18 protein-coding genes are annotated in these 19,029 nt (G+C 69.4%); 2 read left to right on the plus strand and 16 right to left on the minus strand.

Annotated features, from left to right (window positions below; translation table 11 throughout):
- Window positions 1–8 precede the first annotated feature (8 nt).
- The 5 genes from FRANCCI3_RS28695 to FRANCCI3_RS09070 form a co-directional block, all read right to left on the minus strand.
- Window positions 9–212: an SAM-dependent methyltransferase gene (locus tag FRANCCI3_RS28695; RefSeq protein ID WP_023841618.1), complete on the minus strand. Its 204-nt coding sequence runs from the start codon at window positions 210–212 to the stop codon at window positions 9–11.
- Window positions 213–266: 54 nt separating this feature from the next.
- A complete protein-coding gene (locus tag FRANCCI3_RS09055; RefSeq protein ID WP_011436233.1) occupies window positions 267–1,046 on the minus strand; it encodes a ribulose-phosphate 3-epimerase in 780 nt (259 codons plus the stop codon).
- Between the two features lie 217 nt (window positions 1,047–1,263).
- On the minus strand, window positions 1,264–1,512 hold the full coding sequence (locus FRANCCI3_RS09060) for a hypothetical protein (protein ID WP_023841619.1): 249 nt from the start codon (window positions 1,510–1,512) through the stop codon (window positions 1,264–1,266).
- A gap of 438 nt (window positions 1,513–1,950) precedes the next feature.
- Complete coding sequence (locus FRANCCI3_RS09065; protein ID WP_011436236.1) at window positions 1,951–2,781, minus strand: endonuclease/exonuclease/phosphatase family protein; 831 nt, start codon at window positions 2,779–2,781, stop codon at window positions 1,951–1,953.
- Window positions 2,778–3,878 carry an aldo/keto reductase gene (locus FRANCCI3_RS09070; protein WP_023841620.1) on the minus strand — a complete coding sequence of 367 codons (1,101 nt, stop codon included), beginning with the start codon at window positions 3,876–3,878 and terminating at the stop codon, window positions 2,778–2,780. Before FRANCCI3_RS09070 ends, FRANCCI3_RS09065 begins: the two co-directional genes overlap by 4 nt.
- Window positions 3,879–3,960: 82 nt before the next feature.
- On the opposite strand from FRANCCI3_RS09070, the gene FRANCCI3_RS09075 reads away from it, so the two are divergent.
- Complete coding sequence (locus tag FRANCCI3_RS09075; protein WP_035733777.1) at window positions 3,961–4,581, plus strand: hypothetical protein; 621 nt, start codon at window positions 3,961–3,963, stop codon at window positions 4,579–4,581.
- A 22-nt stretch (window positions 4,582–4,603) separates the two neighbouring features.
- Here FRANCCI3_RS09075 and FRANCCI3_RS09080 read toward each other — a convergent pair whose 3' ends face one another.
- Window positions 4,604–6,400, minus strand: coding sequence for a B12-binding domain-containing radical SAM protein (locus FRANCCI3_RS09080; protein ID WP_035958738.1), 1,797 nt, complete (start codon window positions 6,398–6,400; stop codon window positions 4,604–4,606).
- A gap of 1,234 nt (window positions 6,401–7,634) precedes the next feature.
- Between FRANCCI3_RS09080 and FRANCCI3_RS09085 the strand changes: the two genes are divergently transcribed.
- A complete protein-coding gene (locus FRANCCI3_RS09085; RefSeq protein ID WP_023841624.1) occupies window positions 7,635–8,072 on the plus strand; it encodes a hypothetical protein in 438 nt (145 codons plus the stop codon).
- Window positions 8,073–8,096: 24 nt separating this feature from the next.
- On the opposite strand, the gene FRANCCI3_RS23330 is transcribed toward FRANCCI3_RS09085, so the two are convergent.
- From FRANCCI3_RS23330 to FRANCCI3_RS09135, 10 genes are all read right to left on the minus strand, one after another.
- A complete protein-coding gene (locus tag FRANCCI3_RS23330; RefSeq protein WP_011436241.1) occupies window positions 8,097–9,236 on the minus strand; it encodes a DUF6624 domain-containing protein in 1,140 nt (379 codons plus the stop codon).
- Window positions 9,233–10,813, minus strand: coding sequence for an AMP-binding protein (locus tag FRANCCI3_RS09095; RefSeq protein ID WP_011436242.1), 1,581 nt, complete (start codon window positions 10,811–10,813; stop codon window positions 9,233–9,235). The genes FRANCCI3_RS23330 and FRANCCI3_RS09095 overlap by 4 nt, the downstream gene beginning before the upstream one ends.
- Window positions 10,810–11,463, minus strand: coding sequence for a hypothetical protein (locus tag FRANCCI3_RS09100; RefSeq protein ID WP_011436243.1), 654 nt, complete (start codon window positions 11,461–11,463; stop codon window positions 10,810–10,812). The genes FRANCCI3_RS09095 and FRANCCI3_RS09100 overlap by 4 nt, the downstream gene beginning before the upstream one ends.
- Window positions 11,447–12,754 carry an AMP-binding protein gene (locus FRANCCI3_RS09105; RefSeq protein ID WP_023841625.1) on the minus strand — a complete coding sequence of 436 codons (1,308 nt, stop codon included), beginning with the start codon at window positions 12,752–12,754 and terminating at the stop codon, window positions 11,447–11,449. The genes FRANCCI3_RS09100 and FRANCCI3_RS09105 overlap by 17 nt, the downstream gene beginning before the upstream one ends.
- Window positions 12,751–13,842, minus strand: coding sequence for a TauD/TfdA family dioxygenase (locus FRANCCI3_RS09110; RefSeq protein WP_011436245.1), 1,092 nt, complete (start codon window positions 13,840–13,842; stop codon window positions 12,751–12,753). The genes FRANCCI3_RS09105 and FRANCCI3_RS09110 overlap by 4 nt, the downstream gene beginning before the upstream one ends.
- A gap of 48 nt (window positions 13,843–13,890) precedes the next feature.
- Window positions 13,891–15,093: a dehydrogenase gene (locus tag FRANCCI3_RS09115; protein ID WP_201783644.1), complete on the minus strand. Its 1,203-nt coding sequence runs from the start codon at window positions 15,091–15,093 to the stop codon at window positions 13,891–13,893.
- A gap of 980 nt (window positions 15,094–16,073) precedes the next feature.
- Window positions 16,074–16,484 carry an NUDIX hydrolase gene (locus tag FRANCCI3_RS09120; RefSeq protein ID WP_237704574.1) on the minus strand — a complete coding sequence of 137 codons (411 nt, stop codon included), beginning with the start codon at window positions 16,482–16,484 and terminating at the stop codon, window positions 16,074–16,076.
- A gap of 62 nt (window positions 16,485–16,546) precedes the next feature.
- Window positions 16,547–17,161: an AAA family ATPase gene (locus tag FRANCCI3_RS09125; protein ID WP_011436248.1), complete on the minus strand. Its 615-nt coding sequence runs from the start codon at window positions 17,159–17,161 to the stop codon at window positions 16,547–16,549.
- Window positions 17,161–17,976, minus strand: a complete 816-nt coding sequence (locus tag FRANCCI3_RS09130) for a hypothetical protein (RefSeq protein WP_011436249.1) — start codon at window positions 17,974–17,976, stop codon at window positions 17,161–17,163. The genes FRANCCI3_RS09125 and FRANCCI3_RS09130 overlap by 1 nt, the downstream gene beginning before the upstream one ends.
- Window positions 17,969–19,009, minus strand: coding sequence for a radical SAM protein (locus FRANCCI3_RS09135; protein WP_011436250.1), 1,041 nt, complete (start codon window positions 19,007–19,009; stop codon window positions 17,969–17,971). Before FRANCCI3_RS09135 ends, FRANCCI3_RS09130 begins: the two co-directional genes overlap by 8 nt.
- Between the last annotated feature and the right edge of the window lie 20 nt (window positions 19,010–19,029).

Below are 19,029 nucleotides of genomic sequence, written 5' to 3' on the forward strand. Positions count from 1 at the left end.
GCACACCTTCATGGATCGGGCACTGTCCGGATCATGGCCTCGGCGACAGCCTGGTCCGCCGGGTAGTTGTTCTTGCCGCCGAGCCAGTAGTCGTAGATCCGGGCCAGGTGCGGCACCTCGGGCCGCAGACCCGTCGGCACCGCCGCCTCCGGAACCGCCGACTGGAAGTTCCAGCCAGCGACCGCGCTGTCCTGTTCCGCCACTGCTGTCATACCCCTTGTCGACTCAGCCGGGATTGGTGATCGTTTCGTTGTGGTCCAGACACGCTAGGGGAGCCTTCGCGTGAACCCCTGCCCGTCCCGAGGCGGCCTCGGCAAAGGGCGCCGTCCCGCCGGGCGTTGGCTACGAAGCCACTGGGCGGTGCCCGCGGGGTCGTCGCCGAGGACGGGCAGATCCGTGATCAGGCCGTCGACCCCGGCGACACTGAGCGGCCCCACGGTGCGCGCACCGACCCCTCCCTCGGCCAGGAGACGCACCGTGTGCTGGTGCCCGGTCGCCTCAACGAGTCTGCGAGCAGCGTGCAGGCGGCGCAGAGCGGCCAGGGTCAGCGCGGCGTCCCGCGCGCCGCCAGGTGTGCAGACGACCACGAGCACGTCGATCGCGCCGAGGTAGGGGCGGGCATCGACGACCCGGGTGTCCACCCCGAGTGCCAGGCCCGCTGCGTTGCCGTTGTCGCGAATGCGATGCAGGGCACGCGCGACGTCATCGATCTCGGCTGGCACCGTGATCAGATCGGCGCCCGCGGTCGTGACCGCGTCGATGAGCGCTATCGGCCGGCGCGCCAGCAGGTGGGCGTGGAACGGGACCGTCGTCCGAGGGCGCAGGGCCGCAAGCATCGCCGGGGAGAACATCAGGTCAGGCCCGAAGGACCCGTCAGCGATGTCGAAGTGGACCACGTCAGCGACGCCGCTGGTCCGATCGAGCTCCACCCCGAGCGCGGCCAGATCCGCCGACCACAGCGACACGTCAAGCAGAAGCCGACCATGGGGAAGTGCAGCCGGCCAACCGGTCGGCCGGCTCGCCGAGGGCGTCTGCTCCGTCGTCATCGGCTGCGCAACCTCTCGACCCCGGGGAATGTTCGAGATCATGGTTGCAGTCGTCGCGAGGCTGGTCATTCCCCCGCGCACGAAGAAACCATTCGCGCCATTGCACGCTGCTGACCAGCGATGATGGTTCACCGACAGGCGACTTCTTCCACCGCATGAATCCGGTTTTGGAGATCGCCAAGGACCGTATGCTGGGCGAATGGCCTTGAAAGCGCGTCTACGGGGCAGGGAGACCGACCTCGCCCTGCTCTCGCGGGTCCTGCCCACGGGTGACACTCAGGTCGTCCGCGACGCGGAGGACTACTACCTCACCTCGCCGGCGGTGGACTACCGGCCCGAGGGCACGGACTTCCACGAGGCAGCGGCTGAGGTGCTCGCCTGGGTCAACGGCATCGGCTGGCTGAACAGCACCGGCTTCCACGCCGTCGAGCTGACCGGGATGTACGACGACGGTGATCGACGTCATGCCGTCCTCACGCCCAAGACGATCAGATTGACCACCCGCATCGGGAGCGTCGTCATAGGAGGAGACGCGGTGGCCTCCGAGCCGCCACCGCCGCCGGGCCCTCCGCAGGCGGCTGCCGCGGCCCGCGGTCCGGCGCTCGCTGAGGCCCTGGCGATTCTCGGCCGGACCACGCACCTTGGGTGGGTCGAGCTCTACAAGGTGTGGGAGATCATGCAGGACGGCCGCGACCCGGTCGCATTCGGCTGGGTGACGAAAGCCGAGGCGCGGGCGTTCACGCAGGCCGTAACCATCCCGGCATCAGCGGGCAGGCCGCACGCCACGCCCGGATGCCCGGCACCCCGAGCAAGACGTCGGCCATGGACCTCGCCGAAGGTCAAGCCTTCGTACGGCGGGTGGTCCTCGCCTGGATCGCGGCGGAATCGAACTGACGCCGGCGACCTATGGCTGGAGCTGCCGGGGAGCAACGACAGCGGCGACGGCCATCGCGGCATGGTCGCTGAGGCCGTGGTGGCGGGGGGCGTGGACGTAGTCGCAGCGGGTCAGGTCGAGCCGGTCGGTGGTGAGGAAGGTGTGGTCGAAGCGGTAGCCGTTGCCGCCGCGGCCGTACCAGCTGTGGCCGGGGGCGTCGGGGTGCAGGGTGCGGTAGGCGTCGGTGAGGCCGGCGTCGGTGAAGGAGCGGTAGAAGTCGTGCTCCCAGCGGCCGAAGACCGGGTAGTGCGGGACGTGGCCGGGTTCGACGACGTTGAGGTCGCCGGTGACCACGACCGGCCCGTCGAAGCCGGCAAGGACGCCGGGCAGGGCGCGGGTGACGGCGTGTTGGAAGGCGCGCTTGTTCTCGTTGCGGCGTGCGGCCGGCCCGCGGGACGGGACGTAGAGGCCGACCAGGCGCAGTCGCTGTCCGCCGACCCACAGGTCGACGGCGGGTGCGCGGTGGGCAAGCACGTCGATGCCGGCGGGCACGGGTTCGAGGGGCGTATGGCGGGAGGCGATGACCGTGCTGTAGTCGGGCTGGTCCGGCCGCGGGGCGTGGAGGTGGGTGTAACCGTGCTGGGCGAGCGCGTCGAGGAGCGCGTGGCGACCGGGTCCGTGGCCGACCTCGGTGAGCACGACGAGGTCCGCGTCGGGTTGCTGTCCGAGCCAGGCTGCTTGGCGGCGGGCCCGGTCGGGTGCGGCGTGCTGGGCGTTGAACGTGACGAGCCGCAGCTCGGTCGTGGATGTGGGAGCGACCGGCGTGGGCGGGTTCGGGAACAGGGACTGCTGCGGGTTCATTCGGGCAGGGCCGTTTCGTCGAGGAAGACTTCGCCGGCGGCGTCGAGGTCCTGCTGGAGCTGGCCGAGAGTGGCGCGGACGAAGCTGAGGTCGTCGCCGGACAGCGGTGTGTCGAGGGCGGTGAGGTTCTCGCGGACCTGGTCGGGGGTGGTGAAGCCGACAAGGACGGCCGCGCTGTCGGCGCGCTGGAGGCTGTAGGCCAGTGCCACCCGGACCAGGTCGCGGGTCGACGGGCCGAACCGGTCGCGCAGAGGTGCAAGGTGGCGCTCGACGAGTGCGAGGGCATCCGGGGTATACCAGCGTTTGCGTTGCCGATGATCCCCGGCACCGAACTGGGGTGGCCGACGCGGGTCGTGCTTACCGGTGAGCAGGCCCTGCCCGAGCGGCTTGTTGATCAGGATGCTGATGTGGTGGTCGGCGGCGAGGGTGAAGATGTCCGGCTGGCCGGCGGGCGGCGGTGGGGTCAGCGGGTTGTGTCGGACGGCGAGGAAGTCGGGACGGATTCGCTCGAACAGGACCCGGAACCGGGCGTGCTTGTCCGGCCGATCGGATCGTGGCTGTATGAGCCGGTCAGGGGCGTAGCGGTGCGGGCCGCGCATCCCGACGCAGCGCACCAGGCCCTGGCGTTGGAACTCGCGCATCTGGGCGACGGCGCCGTCGAGGTAGCGGTCGTCGGGGCCGAACTCGCTGGTGTGGAAGAAGTAGATGTCGAGCCGGTCGGTGCGCAGGTTCTCCAGGCTGGTCTCCAGCTGGCGGCGCATCGCGGCGGGCAGATAGGCGTGGGCGGCGGTGCCCGCAAAGTAGCCGACCTTGGACGACAGCACGAGACTGTCCCGGTCGACCTGCTCGACGAGGTGGCCGAGGAGACGTTCGGAGTGGCCGTGGCCATAGACGTCGGCGGTGTCGAACAGGTTCGCACCCAGGGTGTAGGCGAGTTCTAACCCCGCGCGGGAGGCGTGGTCGTCGGCGGTGGACCAGCCCATCGGCAGGCCCAGGTTGTGGTCGGGTCCGCCGATGGCCCAGCAGCCGACGCCGATCGGGTGCACCGTCAGCCCGCCGGCCAGCGCGCGGGGCGCGGGAAAACGTTCTTCCGTCATCTCGTTCACCTCATTGTCTGCCGACGATTGCTGGACGGGCCTGTGCATGGGCGCCGCTGACTGTGACGTTAAGGTCACCGGCATGACGACTCCGGACCCTGACACCCCGCTGAACCTGGATGCGATCAGGGCGAAGGGGTGGGCCGACCGCAGCGACTTCCCCACCGCCGAGTTCGACCGCGCCGAGGCGTTCTACACGGCGATGCGCGCCCACGACGAACGCCTGCACGCGGTGCGCGCGAGGGCGTCGGAACTCATCGAGCGGTGGACCGGGCATCGGCCGCGGGACGTCGGCTCGTTCGGAACCCGGTTGAACCTGGAGACCTCGGATCTGGATCTGGGCATCGGCTACCCGGTGGAACGCCGTGCCGAGCTGATGGCCACGCTCGACGGGACCGCCCGCTTCCTCGGCGAGCGCTACACCAGCTTCTCCACCACCCGGCTGGTGTTCAGCTTCACCGTGGACGACGTCGAGATCGACCTGAGCGCGCTGACCGTGGACGACTTCGCGGTCGCCTGCCGAATGCTCGACCAGATCGACGAGGCGATGAGCCACGACGAGCGGGTGTGTCACACCTGGGTCAAGCACCTGCTGCGCCAAGCCGGCCGGCTGGAGGACTACGCGGCCTGGAAGCTGGTCACCTACGCCCGGTTCTGCCCAGAGTTCAACTGGGTGCCGATCCCGGAAAAGACCGGCGCCTGATCTTCCGATTCGGGTCCGCCGGTCAGCTGGCACAGGCGTCCGCCGCGTTGATCAGCGTCCAACCGCCGGCTGCGGACCATCGCCGGTGTTCGGTGACGAGCAGTGCGGCGTGTTCCCGGCCGAAAACAGGCAGCAGGTCGTGCACAGCGGCGGCGAGGACGCCCCGCAATAGAGCGAGACGGTTCTCAATCCGCTGCCAGATCCGCACGTCCAGGATCGCCTCGGCCGTCGGATCACGGTGCAGCGGGCGGGTGTCGAGTTCGGTGATCAGGTCGCCGAGGACCGTGTAGCTGGCGTCCTTGAGCACGCCGCGGGCCTCACGCACCTGACGGCGCGGGGCGCCGTCGAGGACCTTCTCCAGCGACTTGAACGTGTAGTCGAGGGCGAAGTGCCGGTCGACCCAGCGCTGCGCCCAGCTGGCGGCTACTCCGATCCGCCAGTCGGCGTAGCGGGCCTCTACCCGGCCCATCGACGGCGTCACCGCCCCGGCAAGTCCAGCCTGCTGGACTCGGCGGGTGTAGGCGGCGCCGATCAGGCACTCCATGCTGACCAGCAGGTAGGAGATCCCCTGGTAGAACGGCTGGCCCGTGCCCGCCGCCGCGGCGAACCGAGCGTCCCGGACTCCGCGGACGACCTCGGCGGGCGAAAGATCGGGTTGCGGGGCCAGGAGCAGATCGGTGCGGCCCTGGAACGCATGTGTGGCCTTCAGCTCGTCGAGGGTCATCAGCGGGTCGAAGGTGATGTAGGTGAACCGGGTCGGGACGCCGAGTGCGGACAGGGTACGGACAGCCAGCAGGTTCTGCTCGCCCGTGGTGTCCTTCGCGAACCGGTCCAGAATGCTGTCGACGCCGGACTCGACGCCGAACAGCATCCGCCGCAGGCCCCGGGCGACCAGCGCCCGCCACATCTCGGCGCGTTCGACGTGCCAGCCATGGCTCTGGTCGGGGTCGACGACCTGGTCGACGCGGCAGCTGGATTCCCACCCGAACCCCGCCCGGTGCAGCAGACTGGCCAGCTCTAACGCCCTGCTGGTCGCGTCGGGGGCGCGACCGAGGAATTCCTCGTCAACCAGGTACAACGTCCGCGACACCTGCGGGTAGCGCTCGAAGACCGCCGAAAGCTCACCCAGGAGCCACGGCAACCGGCCCGTACCGGCCCCCACCCAACTGCCCTTGTGGTCGCGTGGGCAGAACGAGCAGTAGCTGGTGCAGCCCCGGCTGGTCTCCAACTGCGCGACACCGTGACGGTCGAACGTCGCCGGCAGCAGATCGAGTTCCGGAACGACGTCGGCCGTCACGTCCCGGGTGACGGGCTTCGCGGTCCGCCGCCGCCCGACCGCCAGCCCACCCCCACGTGGTGCCCCCGCGTACCCCAGTCCGGGCACGTCGTCGAGGCCGCAGTCGCCGTGCCAGTGCGCCAGCAACGCGCCGATCGTCGCCTCGCCACCCGCCCTGGCGACCAGCAGCGACGGGAACCTGTCCAGCAGGACCCGCTCGACCCGCAGGGTGAGACTGCCACCGGCGACGACCAGCGGCGGATCATCCTGGGCGTAGACCGATTCCAGCAGCTCGACGAGCAGGTCGTACTGGCCGAACGTCGCCGAGACCCCGAGGATGTCCGGCCGGTCGCCGTCGATGCGGGCGACGAGGCCATCGAGGGAGAGCCCGAGCTGCATGTCGGCCAAGGCCACTGTTCCGAGCAACGTGTCCCGGGCCGCCCGCGCCACCGTGCTGATCCCCAACGGAAACCGCGGCAGCGGGAACGTCTCCGGGTGATACAGCGCCGCTAGCAGGGCGCTGGGCCGCGACAGCCGCCACACGGCCCGCTCGTCCAGGTGGGCCAGCGACAGCCACGACGCCGGGTCCTCCAGGATCAGTTGTTCGCGCGTCCACGCTGGCCAGGCCCGGGAGCGGTGTGGCTGGCCGGAGAGATCCGCGACGACCCACCGGCCGTCGGTCCGCTCGACGACGGCCAGACGGCGATCGAGCGGTCCCGCGATCCGGACCCGACCCACGTGGCCGGCGCACCGCTGCTCTACCCAGCCACGGAACACAGCCGGATCGAGCAGCAACTCCCACCGATCCGGAGACGGGAAGTCGGGACGCACGCCGGCGCTGCGTAGGGCGACGGACAAGCGAGCCAAGGGCTCATGTGGATGCTGCTCCACGGCTATGCCTTCCGGAGGGACGGCGCTCGACCGCGATGCGGGCGCCCGTTACCGGAGCAGCCTCGGCGGCCTGCGGGTAGCTCCTGTCACTGTCCGCCGCCGCGACTTGCTAATCATTCCCCGTTCCGCGAAGAAGTTCGTTCGGCGCCGCGCTATGCCGCTACCTGCGCAGACGGCGACATACGGCGCCGTAACTTCCACGACGATCTCGGATCTCACGCGGAATTGTTCGTGGATACCGAATGCCCATCCGAACGTGGAGGCGCGCCCGGGGTCACACCCAGGCCGGGATCGAGTTGGCGCTGATGGGGCGTGCGACGCTGGCCGGTCCGGTTCGCTTTCTTGGGCAGCACTGGCGACGGCGCAGACCTACAGATGCACCGGGATCGCCCGGTGCTTCACCGGTTTGGGTCATGTTGACCCTCGCACGCCGCCTGCCTCGCTGGAATCCCGACGACCGCGCCCAGCCGACGACAACGTCAGTTGCGTACATCGCGGGTCAACCCAGCCCGCTCCTGGTCGAGGACCGGCGCTCGTTCAGGCTTGTGGCTATGGCGCGCGTGGTTCATGCGGGTGGTTCGAGGCGGCCGGGGTGGGCCCGGCGAGTGCGGCTGGGCGCGGTCGGACACGCCGACGCCTCCACGGTGAGATCGGACGGCCGGTGCCCTATGCTGACATCTCGGATCGGCCACAACATCTGGCACTGCTCGGGATGTGGTGGCGCTATCTGTTGTGATCGTCTCCGGATGTGAGTATGCGGCATCGACGCGCCGATCGAGAGGAACGTGTTGTGGTTGACGCAACATCAACGATGGGAACCCAGCCGCCCAGTGGCGTGGCACGGCGCGCGCCACGGCATCGCGAGTCCGTGACGAGGTCGTTCACGGTGGGCGGCGCTTACGGCTTCGTCATCACGTCCCTGCACGCTGACGGTTCGCTGGCGGACGTCAATCTGATCATGGCGAAGCAGGGGTCGACCCTGCGCGGGATGACCGAGACCCTCTCGTTGGCGATCTCGACTGGTCTGGCGCACGACGTACCGCTGGTGACGTTCGTTCGGCAGTTCATAGACCTGCGGTTCGAGCCGGCGGGGCTAACCGACGACGCGGAGATCCCACAGGCCACGTCGATCATCGATTATGTGGTGCGGCGTCTGGCCTTGGATTTCCTGCCGTTGGAGGAGCGGGCCGCGTTGGGTGTGCTCACGCCGTCGGAGCGCGCCACGGTGGCGACCGGGGTGACGCCGGTGCCGAAGGTTTGGTCGGACACGCCGGGGATGCCGATGTTCGTACCGTTCGAGATCCCGGTCCAGGTCTCGCGCTGAGGGGCCTTCTGCCTGCTGGATTGTTCAGGTGGCGTGGTCCGTGAGGGCGTGATGTGCCGCAGTCAGGGCGCTGTCGATGTCGTCGCTGATCGTGACGGAAGGCAGCATGTCGAAGCTGCATCGGGGTGAGCCCTTGGCGATGATGACGGGTTTGCCGTAGGCGAGCGCGCAGCCGATCTCGGCCGTGACGCCGTCGCTGCGCCGGCTGAGCGGGTAGGCGAGGAGAAGGCGCGCGCGGGCGATGTCGTGGATGCAGAGCTGGGCCGCGAGTTGGTTGACGACGATGCCTGCGTCGAACTGGCTGCTGGGTCGGGTGAGGGGGTCGAGGTCGAGCCAGCGGGCGGTGGATTCCAGGGGCGGGGGCAGGCGGGCGCGGATACGGCGGATCTCGTCTCGGTCGCGCAGCGTCGCCGCGAGGTAGACGCCGTGGCGAGGGGTGGCATCGCCGGCGAGGCTCTGTGGTGTCCGCTGCTGGGTGCGCCGGAGTTGTGGGGCTGGGCTGGTGGCCGGCGCCCAGAGGTTGACGGGTGCGCTGCGGGCCTGCCGGTAGGGGGTGATCGGGCAGTAGGCGTAGGGCGTGTCGTCGGCGAGACTCGGCAGTCCGATCCGACTCCGCTGATCATCAATATGGTTGATGTCGGCAATCGGGTAGAGGAAGCGCGGGCGGTCGTCACGAATGAGGACGAATGTTCCGTACAGCTGCTCCTCACCGCGCAGGGAACGGTCCCGGTCCGTCAGGAGAGCCAGCTGTCGCGGGTCGGCCCCGCGGTGCTGCCACGTGCGCGCCAGATCGCGGAGGAGATCGTGGCGGGTCTCGGTTTCGGTGTCGGCGTGTTGGAGGAGAAGCCAGGCGGCGTCGCTGGCGGCGCACGAGGCGGGAGACGGCCAGCCCCATCGGTTCAGTGTCGTGAGGACCGCGGTCGTCGCGGCAGTCGAGACGGACGCGAAGGTGGCGAGTTCGGGTGTGCCGGCAGTGAGGTGTGCCGCTCGGTGCGGTAGCAGCGTGAGGGGTAGCGGCCAGCCGGGGTAGTCCAGGGCTGCGGCGACCTGGGCTTCGAGGCGGGGGTCGGTGACAAGCCGGGTCAGGACGGCGAGGAGCGCCTGCTGTTCTTGCTCGGCGAGCGTGATGAGGTCAGCCCACGCGGCGACGGCGGGTGATGTCATGAACTGGCCTCCTGGTCGCTGAGGAGCTGGCGGGCGCGGACGAGGTCGACCTTCCCGGCCGGGGTCCTGGGTATGGCGGCGACGACCCGCACCACCCGTGGGATCTTGTAGCCGGCGAGGTCGCCACGGATGTCACCCAGTACCTGTGCGAGTCTGCCGCCGGCGTGGAGCTGGAGGAGGCCGCCGACGGTGCTCCCGAGCCGCGTGTCGGGGACGGCGAGGATGGCGGCGTCGGCGACGTGGGGGTGGGCCAGGAGGACGGCGGCGACATCGGGGGCGTACACCTTCTCCCCGCCGGTGTTGATGCAGTCCTGCTCGCGGCCGAGCAGCGCGATCCTCCGACTCGTCTGAAGCCGGACGAGGTCTCCGGACAGGAGGTAGGTGCGGCCGTCATAGGCGCGGACGTAGCGGTGGGGTGGAAGCGTGCCGTGGGGGTGCAGACCGACGGGCAGCGGCCGGTGGACCGCGACCTGTCCCGTCTCACCGACCGCGGTCGGGGTTCCATCAGCGTGGAACACCCGGGCGTGTCGGCCGAGGTCGAAGGACCCGGTCGCAGGTACGTCTCCGAGGCGGGCGAGTGATGATCCCAGGCCGGTGGCCTCGGTGGCGCCGAGGGTTTCGACCAGCCGCAGGTGTGGGACCAGGGCGAGGAGTTCGGTCTTGACCTGGTCCGTCCACGGCGCGCCCGACGAGGTGACCGTCCGCAAAGCGGACAGGTCAGCGCCGAGGCGGGCGCCAAGCGCGCTCGTGAGCGGTCGTGCGTAGGCGTCGCCGACGATCGCCAGGGTGTCGGCGCGCTGCTGCACGACCGTGTCGAGCACCCTGTCGGGGTCGTAGGACGACCCTGGCAGGGTGATCACTGTGCCGCCGGCGCAGAGCGCGCCCATCGCGCGCGTCAGACCCGAGCCGTGGCTGAGGGGACTGGCGACGACGATGCGCGCGTCGGCCAGCGTCAGGGACGCCATCCGGGTGAGAGGGCGGGACAGGTCGTGGCGGGCCCAGGGGTTGTGGGCGTTGAGGTTGTCCAGGATGTCGGCGACGCGCCAGAGCACGGCCTGGGGTGTGCCGGTGGTCCCACCCGTACATTTGATCATCAAAGGCGGTCGCGGCCCATTCGCCGGCGGCGACGAGGATGCCCGCGGGGCCGCGGAGGTCAGGAGCAGCCCGTGGCCTCCGAGGGGGCGGATCGGTACTTCCTGGCCAGGTTGGCAGCGGGCGTGGAGCGTCGCGACGTCTGGGACCTGGACCGGATCGGCGATCATTGCGGCGGGCTGGAGCAGGCGGTGAAGCTGGTCGAGTTCGCGGGCACGGTAGCGGGGGTTGAGCTGCGCGGGCGTTGCGCCGAGACGGAGCACGGCAGCGAGGCTGACAAGGTGTTCGGGGATGTTCGGCAGGCAGAGGGCGACGACCTGGCCGGCCTGCACTCCGTGCCGCCGCAGGGTGCGGGCGAGGGCCGCTGATGCCGCGTCGAACTGCGCCCACGTCCACGCCTGATCGCCGTGGATCAGCGCGGTCTGGTGGGGCTGCTGCGCGGCGATGCGCTGCCAGAGAGCCGCGAGGGTCCACGGGGTTGTCATGGCAGCGGCCGGCTGGTGGTGGGGGCGAGATCGTCCACGGTGCGGCGCATGAGATCGGCGTGGGGATCGCTCTCCCAGTCCCAGTCGCTTCCGTCCAGTCGTGGGTCGAGGGCGGCGACGACGTGCCGCAGCCGAATGCGGGGATGGGTGCCGGTCGGGACCGGGTAGACGGTCAACGCACCGCTTTGATCACGCACCAGGATGTAGGAGTGGGCCGGGTCAGCGGGCAGGTCGACCAGGGAGGCGATGGGATGGCCGGTGAGCCGCTTGGCCAGCCACCCGCGCAGGTTCGCCTCGGTGGGGAGCAGGTGCAGGTGGCCGTGTTCGATCCGCCGCTGCCCGGCGGCGTTCAGGCCGTACTCGAAGCCCAGCACCGGGCTGTCGTAACGATCGGCGAGACGTGCGGCCATCTCCCGCATCAGCGCGTCGACGCCGGCGCGAGCAGTGCGGTCGAGTGCGCCCAGGGACAGGACATGGCTTCGGGGGACGAGGAGCAGGTAGCCGGCGACGTACGCCCCGATGGTGGGGACCGCGGCGGCATACGCGTTCGCCGCCAGGATGCGGGGCGCTGCCACGGTCAGGTGCCGTTGCAGCGCGCAGTCGCTGACGGCCGGGTCGAGGGCGTCACACAGGTCACAGGTCGACGGCATGGGCAGTGGCCTCCGACGGGCTGAGACGGATCAGGTCAAGGCGGCTCGGCCGTTCGGGCGCGGCGAGGCGGGTGGCGCAGTAGGCGTGGATCTCCTCGGCCGTCAGCGTCGGATGCCGGGTGCATGCGCGGGCAGTCAGACGATGGCCGTAGACGGCGTCGGGGACCACCGACACCGTGCAGTCGCTGATCGCGGGGTGAGCGGCGAGCACGACACGGACCTGGGCGACGGCGACGTTGACGCCGCCGACGATCGCCCGTCCAGGCACGGCGACGGAGGCGACATGCAGCCGTCCGGTGCCGTCGAGATGGCCGCGGTCACCGACGCTCTGCCACGCACCGGATGGTGGGCATGCCCCGGGAACAGGGTGGCTGGCGAGCCCCACGCGGCTTCGCCCTTCGATCGTGCCGACCGTCCCCGCGGGAACCGGCACCCGCTGCGGCCCGGTGATCCGTATCTCGGCTCCGTCGATCGGGACGCCACCGTCGGCGGCTCCGACGCGCAGCGTGCCGTCGTATTCGGCGGTGCCGTAATACTCCGCGAGCCGGTCGCCGCCCAGCAACGCGAGCAGACGCCCGCGGAGGTCGGGTGGGCAGGGCTGGGAGGAGTAGACCAGCCTGTCCACCGACGAGGCGGCCTTCGCGACGGCGGTCTCGCCGGCGTCGTCGAGCAGCCGGCGCAGCTGCGTGGGCACGAGGAACGCCCAGGTCGGCCGGTGGCGGCCCGCGTAGGTGACCCACACCTGCGGGGTGAAGACCGGACAGATCACGACGGTGCCGCCGAGCAGGATCTGCCGCACGGCGAACTCGAACGGGCCGTTGAGGTGCAACGGGGAGCCGATCAATGCTCGCCCGTCGGGGCGCAGGCCGAGCGCGAGCGCCTTCCGCGGGACGCTCGGGGGCTCCCCATGTGTCACCAGCGGGCGGTAGAGGCCGTCACAGACGCCGACGATCGCCTTCCACGGCTCGCATCCGCCAGCCGGAGCGCGCGGGAAATCCGGTGTCGACACCGCGGCCCCACGGGCGGACAGCGGCAGGGGGATTCCCCCGGCCAGCCAGGTGGCGAACACCTCGACGAGGAAATCCGCCTCCGACCGGGCGGTGACGGGACGCAGCAGGCCACGGCCGCCCTCACCGCCAAGATCACGGGCAAGACGGTGGGCGTCCCGGCCCAGCTGGCCGAAGGTGCACGCACCCCCGGAGTCGATCACCGCGGGCTGGTCGCGGCGATCACGGGCCAGTCGGTCGAGGGCGACGGTGATCTCCTGCCGCCATGCCTGCGGGCCGGTCACGTGGGGCCGTCCGCAAGACCGGCGGCGGTGGGAGGTGTCCAGGTGGAGGCGGCAGCCTGCTGTAGATCGTCCGTGAGCCATCCGCCTCGCAGGCCCTGCTCGACGGCACCGGGCCGGCGGTCGGGGGCCGGCAGGGTGATCCAGCAGCGCAGCAGGTGGCGGGCCTGCCGGGGGTCGGGCGCGTCGGTGTAGGCCGTGCGGGAATGCAGAACACAGTGGTTGTGGACGATCTGGAGATCACCGGGCCGAAGTTCCATGTCGCAGGCCAGCTGGTCGGCGACCTCGTCGAGGAGGTCAAACGCCGCGAGAGCTGTCGGGGACAGCGGCACACCGGTGACCGTCTGCGTCTCCAGGAGCGTGTGCCGCACGAAGCGGACACTGAAAAGCCCGCGGTACGCGCAGAAGATCGGCGAGAGGAACGTCGGTGGGCCGCCGGGGATGTTCCCGCCGGCCATGTGGAAGTGAAACGGCTGGTAGAGCTCGGCGACGAGGTTCGGCGCGCTCGCGAGCATCGCGTTGTGCACCGCCGCGGCGGACGCCACGCGGCTCATCCCACCCCGGTCCGCGGGGCGCCGGCACAGCAGCAGCGTCGCGTCGGCGCCGTCAGTGTGAAACCACAACCGTTCCGCGGTTTGGTGTCCCCGTACCCGGCCGTCACCGAGCTGCCGGCCACTCGCCCGAACGCGACGGACAAGCTGCCCGTCGCGGCTCTGGGTCGCGATCCGTCCCAGCCGGGCCGCGATGCCGCGGATCAGCACGAGGCACTCGCGGTCGTCGAGATCCTCCACAGGTAAGCCCCGGAGTACGGCGAAGCCGTGTCCCACGGCGACCGCCGTGGCGAGCGCGGCGAGCGGCGCGTCCAGGTGCGGCAGGAGAACGTCCTGGTCTGTGAGGTCACGGTCGTGGAACAGGTCTCGGGATGCCAACCGGGCACTCGCCGCGCGCACCGCCGCGGCCAGGTCGGCGCGGTGCGCATCGTCGATCCGCTGGAGATAGGCATCGGGATGCAGCTCCCGACCGGTCCAGAGCGGTGCATGACCGGCTGTCAGCTCGGTCGGTATGAAAATGGAGTCGATGGTTTCCGCCATAGCGGACCTCCGATGTTGAGTCGCCGATATTAATGGGCGAAAAGTGCACTAACGGCGCGCCTGCGCAGTAATGGCGTCGCCCGCGAGCCAGCCTGTTTCCGCCGCGCCGATGATGCCGCCGGTGAGCCCGGGGCCGTCGCCCACGAGATACAGTCCCGGCTGGCCTGGGGCTTCCATCTCGTCGGTAACCGTGAAACGTGATGCCCACCGTTCCACCGCGGGCCCGTAGAGAAAGTTATCCGGGTGCAGAACCCCCGGACACAGGGAGGCGAGCCGGAAAAGAAATGTTTGTAGCGCGCTCACGATCGCTGTCGGGAACTCGGCGGTGAAGTCGCCGGGCGCGGCATCGGGCAGGCTCGGCACAAACTCGCCTACCGCCTGGCTGGTGGGCAGAGGCGTGTCCGGAAGGAAGGCGCCGAGCCGCTGGCCGATCAGCCCACCGTGGCGGCGGTTGATCGCGGCCACGAGCGTGCGGGCATCGTCAGCGGTGAGGGGCAATCTCCGGCCGGCCGTTGCAATAATCGCGCTGTTGGAGCGGTTCTCGGCATGCGCTGAGGTCGCATGCCCGCCTACCAGGGTCAGCCCGTGATAGTCGGCCGCGACGACGTCGCCGCCGTAGCACACGCAGTGGGTTCGGACCTCGACCCCATCGGGCCCGCTCCAGATGACCTTCGGGTCGGTGGCTATCTCCAGCAGCGGTCCGAGGAACTCCTTCGCTCCCTCCAACCGGAACCCGATCTTCGGTTGGGCGTCGTCGCGGCCCAGGCCCAGCTCCCGACCCACGTCCCCGAGCCACGATGCGCCGACCTTCCCCGGGGCCAGGACGACGTTGACCGCGTGGACCCGCCTGACCCCGGGACCATCCAACTCCAGCTCCCACCGGAAATCGGAACGTCCTGACGGGCGGATACCGATACACGTCGTACGGCAGGCGACCGTCGCCCTCGCCGCCAGACGCGTCCGCAACCGGCTGAGCATCCGAGGTAGCTGGTCGGTCCCGACGTGACGGACCGGATAATGAACATATTCTAATCCGGCGACCTTCGCGCGTTTCTCGAAATTTTCTGCGGCTTCGGCGTCCCCGCCGTGCAGGTCGGCCCGCTCGCCGGAGCGAAGAACCTCATCGATCGCGTGCTGCCGCGCGGAAACGCGAGAAGGATCGAATCTGTGGCTGACGGTGCTCCCGATCCGCGGTGACAAGCACAGCTTGCCGTCCGAGAACAGCCCGGCACCGCCAAACCCCCGGGTCACCACGTCCCCTCGGCTATCGGAGCCCAGAGCGCCAATCCGCTCCTCCACATCGTCACCTCCGTCGAGGAGGAGAAGGCCCGGCGCGGGCACATCAGATCGGTAGGCTGCAATCAACCCCCCGGGGCCGGCACCCACCACGACGGTATGGAAAACCCGCGCATTCATCATCGTTCCTCTCGATGGGTTACAGGTAGAGGTGCGCCGCGCAATCAACCTGACTCATGCCGGTAGCGAGGCAAGAGCGACCGGAAGGCGCAGCAGGGAAGAAGAATCGACGGCAATCAGGGTGAAATGCCGGTCACGAGTCTCCGCCGATATCAATGCGCCCTTTCCTCCACCTGGCATCGACGGCGGCGGACCAGAGAAAAGCGCGAGCAGTCGAGGAATTTCTCCAACACTTGAATACTCTCAGGCATGCGGGAAGGAGTCGTTCGAGCGGCGGGTCAGGAAACGCTCACGTGATGCCAAGATTCCAACCTTCCGGCCAAAGGGTGCAGCGTGCACCAACGCGGCGCTCGCCCCGGGTGGCCCACTGACCGGGACGAGAAACTCACGAGGTGACGCCACTATCCCCAGCGGACGGGCGCGAACCATTCCCTTCAGCGCGAAGCTTCGGTTCGGGGCCGCGGAGCGCCGTGAGCTGGGCAGATGCCTCACGTGAAGGAAGATCATTGCCGCTAGGGATGGCGAACACTCGGGAAACGTTCGGGAGCAGGGTGAGACGAGGGGGCGGACCGTGTCGACTCGCCGGTCCTCTCGCTGGTTGAGAGGAACGACCAGCCGAGCTGAGATTTCCATGGTATGGAATGACAGCCGACACGGGACCCGGAGTACCGGATTGCCGGCTCACCAATGGCGTCAACATGTCGTCTATCCAGTCCCACCGCCGGCCGAGTGTGATGGTCCGGACATATTCGATCCGCTTTCGCAAGGATCAGTTGGCTCGCTAGCAAACGGTACGGATGCCGTCGTAGCGCTTTCTATGTCTCCCACCCGGAGATGGCAAAGTTCTCCCGCCGCCTGTGGAGATCGATGCCGACACGGGTGTATGGATACGTGCTGTCGGGAATCTCGTCGAGGGGAAACCAGGCGATCCGGGCACACTTTTGGGGTTCCGCGTTGACGGGTTCTCCGTGCCAGCACTCCGGCTGAAAGAACAGGCCAAGGCGCGCTTCCCCGCGCTCGTTCCGGAAGTGGACCGTCGAAGCGAGAGTAAGCGAGGCGGGATCGAGATGAAGGCCAATTTCTTCACGGCTCTCGCGGCATAGCGCGGAAGCGGCGTCCTCACCATCTTCGAGTTTTCCTGACGGGACGTTCCACCAGCCGTCGGCGAATCCCGTGCCGGATCGCAACGCGAGCAGGACCGCATCATCGCGGATGAGCAGGAGCATGACGTCGATGACGCTGCGGTACCCCATGGTGGCAGTATCTCCCGACTGTGCTGAGGAAACGGTCAGCGGCTGGTCGGGTTGAGCCCGAGGGTCGTGAGCTGCTCGGCGATCCAGCCGACCCGCGCGCTGGTGGACATGTTCGGTGGAATGTCGAAGATGCGCTGCCCGACGGTGGCGCAGATGCTGCGCACGACGCGGTCGGCGGCGGGTTGGATGTCGAGGACCTTGGACCGGTAGGGGTCGCCGATCTGGTGCTGGTCGAACTTGTCGCAGCAGTAGAAGACCGCGTCGTAGACGGACGCCCAGGCCCGGCAGAAGGCTTCCATCGCGCGCAGGACCGGCGCGTGGGGTCCCTCTGGGCCGCCGGGCAGGACGAGCCAGGCGTAGGCGAGGACGTTCGCGATCGTCTTGTCACAGATGATCATGGTGTGTTGGCGTGCGACGCGGAGTTGGCTGGACAGCTGGGCGGCGAACAAGTCGACCTCGGTTTCCAGGTCGAACTCGCCGCGGCCGTGCACGACGATCTCCTCGATGAACGGGGAGTTCCGAGCCGGTTCGGGCACGCAGGCGACGTGCACCCCACGCTCCCGGAAATGTGCCGCCAGGGCATGGGTGAGCGTGGTCTTGCCGGAGGCGTGGGTACCCTCGACGGCCACGACGAGGCAGTTGCGCAGCATCAGCGGACTCCTTCCGCGGCCAACGTCTGGTCGTCGCGACCAGCCGGTACGGCAGGCACGGACGAGGGCCGTGCTGGAGGGGTAGTCGCGGGAGTCACAGCCGTTGGACCTGCGGCAGGGATGTCGGTGGTCTGGTCCCAGGCGGCGGCCTCGACGACATCGTCGAGATTGAGCTGGTCCCACTGATAATGGCCCGTGCTGCGCGCCGCGACGAGCGCGATCGCCAGCGCGCGGAGAACAACCTGCCGAAGGATCTGCGGTGCCCCCGCCGAGGCGCCATACCCCACCCGTGCAGGGTCGGCAGAGGTACCCGACTCCGCGAACAGGCCGTGGAGATGAAACGCGGTACACACGTCTTCCAGTACGACCGGCGTGGAGCCGCGCGCCGTGTCGTGAAGACGCGCGAGACTGGGCTGCGCGGTCTCGCCCGGCCAGGCGGCGGCGAGGGCGGTGATTCCGCGTGTAGGTGCGCCGGCGGCGGCGAGCCTCGCCAGGTCGTCGGCGAGCCGGTGGCCTGCGAGGATCGCCGCCCGGCGTCGGGCCTGCACCAGCAGGGCATCGAGCCCGGCGGCGACGAGGAGAGTCTCCGCCGGGTCCTCGGCCGCGACGGCGTGGAAGCCGAACCGCAACGTCCTCTCGGTCACCGCCAGAGTGCGGCCCCGTGGCAGCCGCAGGTACACCGCTCCCATGGCGTCCGGCGACGCGGCGCGGGTCAGGACGGTGAACGCGGCCAACAGCGGTGTGCGTTCGGCGAACGGCCGCCGCTCGGCACCAAAAGGTGTGTCGGCCCAGCCCAGGTTCGTTGCCTCACGCATGGCTGATCCGCAGCAAAGGACGCCCTGATGGCGGTCGCTCGGCGCGGGTGAGGGCGCGGATCGAGCGGCCCAGGTATTTGGCGTAGTGGTTGCGCTGGAACCGGTACCGCGCCCAGATCGCCGCGATCGGCTCGTCGAGCAGGTTGCCCAGCGGTTCGAGTAGGTCGGGGGCGCCGTAGACCGGCCAGGCACTGGCCTGCCCCGACGGCCCGACAACGATCATGTGGCCTTCGGTGTCCGGGGTCCAGGCCGTCAGGCGCAGTGCCGGCCGCCAGTCGTGCACCGTCCGCAGCTCGGCCAGCCGGTCGAACATCAGCGTGGCTTCGTCCAGGCTGATGAACTCGTGGTCGGCGAGGTCGAGCGCGTTGCCCTTCTTCAACGGCAGGATCAATTTGAGCTTTCCGGCGTCCAGCAGGTCGGCGATCTGGTAGGTGAACGGCAACGCGGCCAGCGTCGAGCGGTAGACCACCGCCGACAGCGACAACGGCAGCCCGGCGTCCTGGAACGCCCGTATCCCGGCCATCACCGCGTCGTAGTCGCCGCGGACCCGGTTCGTCGTCGCCCGCGGCCCTTCCAGCCCGACGTTCACGAACGCGATCTTGCCGGACAGGCGCGCCGCGTGCTGAAGACCGCGGGTCGCGTTGGTCGGCACGCCGATGACCGTCCCAGCGAACAGGTCGACGATGTCCACGAAGTCCCGGCGCAGCAACGGCTCACCGCCGGACAGGAACACCCGCGGCACCCCGGCCAGATTGTCCCGCATCCGCTCCAACGCATCCAGCGTGGGGTCCGGCTCCTGCAACGTCTCCGAGCAGAACGAACAGTCAAAATTGCACCGCTTCGTCACCTGAAGGATCACCGACAGAGGGCCGGCCGCCGTCGAGGCAACCGAGTCCAGGTCCGAGGACGCCGCGAGGTTGAAGTGGTGCCCGTCGGTGAAGACCACAGGTTCATCAGCGCGGGAACGCCCCTCGTCGCAGGCGGACCGCGCCGCGGGATCGACGGCAGGTACGGATGGGGAATACGCGATCATCAGGCCCTTCTCGACGTAGG

Source organism: Frankia casuarinae, assembly GCF_000013345.1.
GTDB lineage: Bacteria > Actinomycetota > Actinomycetes > Frankiales > Frankiaceae > Frankia > Frankia casuarinae.

Excerpts from the sequence above, each read along its gene's own strand:
- FRANCCI3_RS09130 (WP_011436249.1), bottom strand. The coding sequence starts at position 17,976 with ATGCGTGAGGCAACGAACCTGGGCTGGGCCGACACACCTTTTGGTGCC.
- FRANCCI3_RS09065 (WP_011436236.1), bottom strand. The coding sequence starts at position 2,781 with ATGAACCCGCAGCAGTCCCTGTTCCCGAACCCGCCCACGCCGGTCGCT.
- FRANCCI3_RS09135 (WP_011436250.1), bottom strand. The coding sequence starts at position 19,009 with ATGATCGCGTATTCCCCATCCGTACCTGCCGTCGATCCCGCGGCGCGG.
- FRANCCI3_RS09070 (WP_023841620.1), bottom strand. The coding sequence starts at position 3,878 with ATGACGGAAGAACGTTTTCCCGCGCCCCGCGCGCTGGCCGGCGGGCTG.
- FRANCCI3_RS09055 (WP_011436233.1), bottom strand. The coding sequence starts at position 1,046 with ATGACGACGGAGCAGACGCCCTCGGCGAGCCGGCCGACCGGTTGGCCG.
- FRANCCI3_RS09120 (WP_237704574.1), bottom strand. The coding sequence starts at position 16,484 with ATGCTCCTGCTCATCCGCGATGATGCGGTCCTGCTCGCGTTGCGATCC.
- FRANCCI3_RS09100 (WP_011436243.1), bottom strand. The coding sequence starts at position 11,463 with ATGCCGTCGACCTGTGACCTGTGTGACGCCCTCGACCCGGCCGTCAGC.
- FRANCCI3_RS23330 (WP_011436241.1), bottom strand. The coding sequence starts at position 9,236 with ATGACATCACCCGCCGTCGCCGCGTGGGCTGACCTCATCACGCTCGCC.
- FRANCCI3_RS09095 (WP_011436242.1), bottom strand. The coding sequence starts at position 10,813 with ATGACAACCCCGTGGACCCTCGCGGCTCTCTGGCAGCGCATCGCCGCG.
- FRANCCI3_RS09075 (WP_035733777.1), top strand. The coding sequence starts at position 3,961 with ATGACGACTCCGGACCCTGACACCCCGCTGAACCTGGATGCGATCAGG.
- FRANCCI3_RS09110 (WP_011436245.1), bottom strand. The coding sequence starts at position 13,842 with ATGGCGGAAACCATCGACTCCATTTTCATACCGACCGAGCTGACAGCC.
- FRANCCI3_RS09125 (WP_011436248.1), bottom strand. The coding sequence starts at position 17,161 with ATGCTGCGCAACTGCCTCGTCGTGGCCGTCGAGGGTACCCACGCCTCC.
- FRANCCI3_RS09060 (WP_023841619.1), bottom strand. The coding sequence starts at position 1,512 with ATGACGTCGATCACCGTCGTCGTACATCCCGGTCAGCTCGACGGCGTG.
- FRANCCI3_RS28695 (WP_023841618.1), bottom strand. The coding sequence starts at position 212 with ATGACAGCAGTGGCGGAACAGGACAGCGCGGTCGCTGGCTGGAACTTC.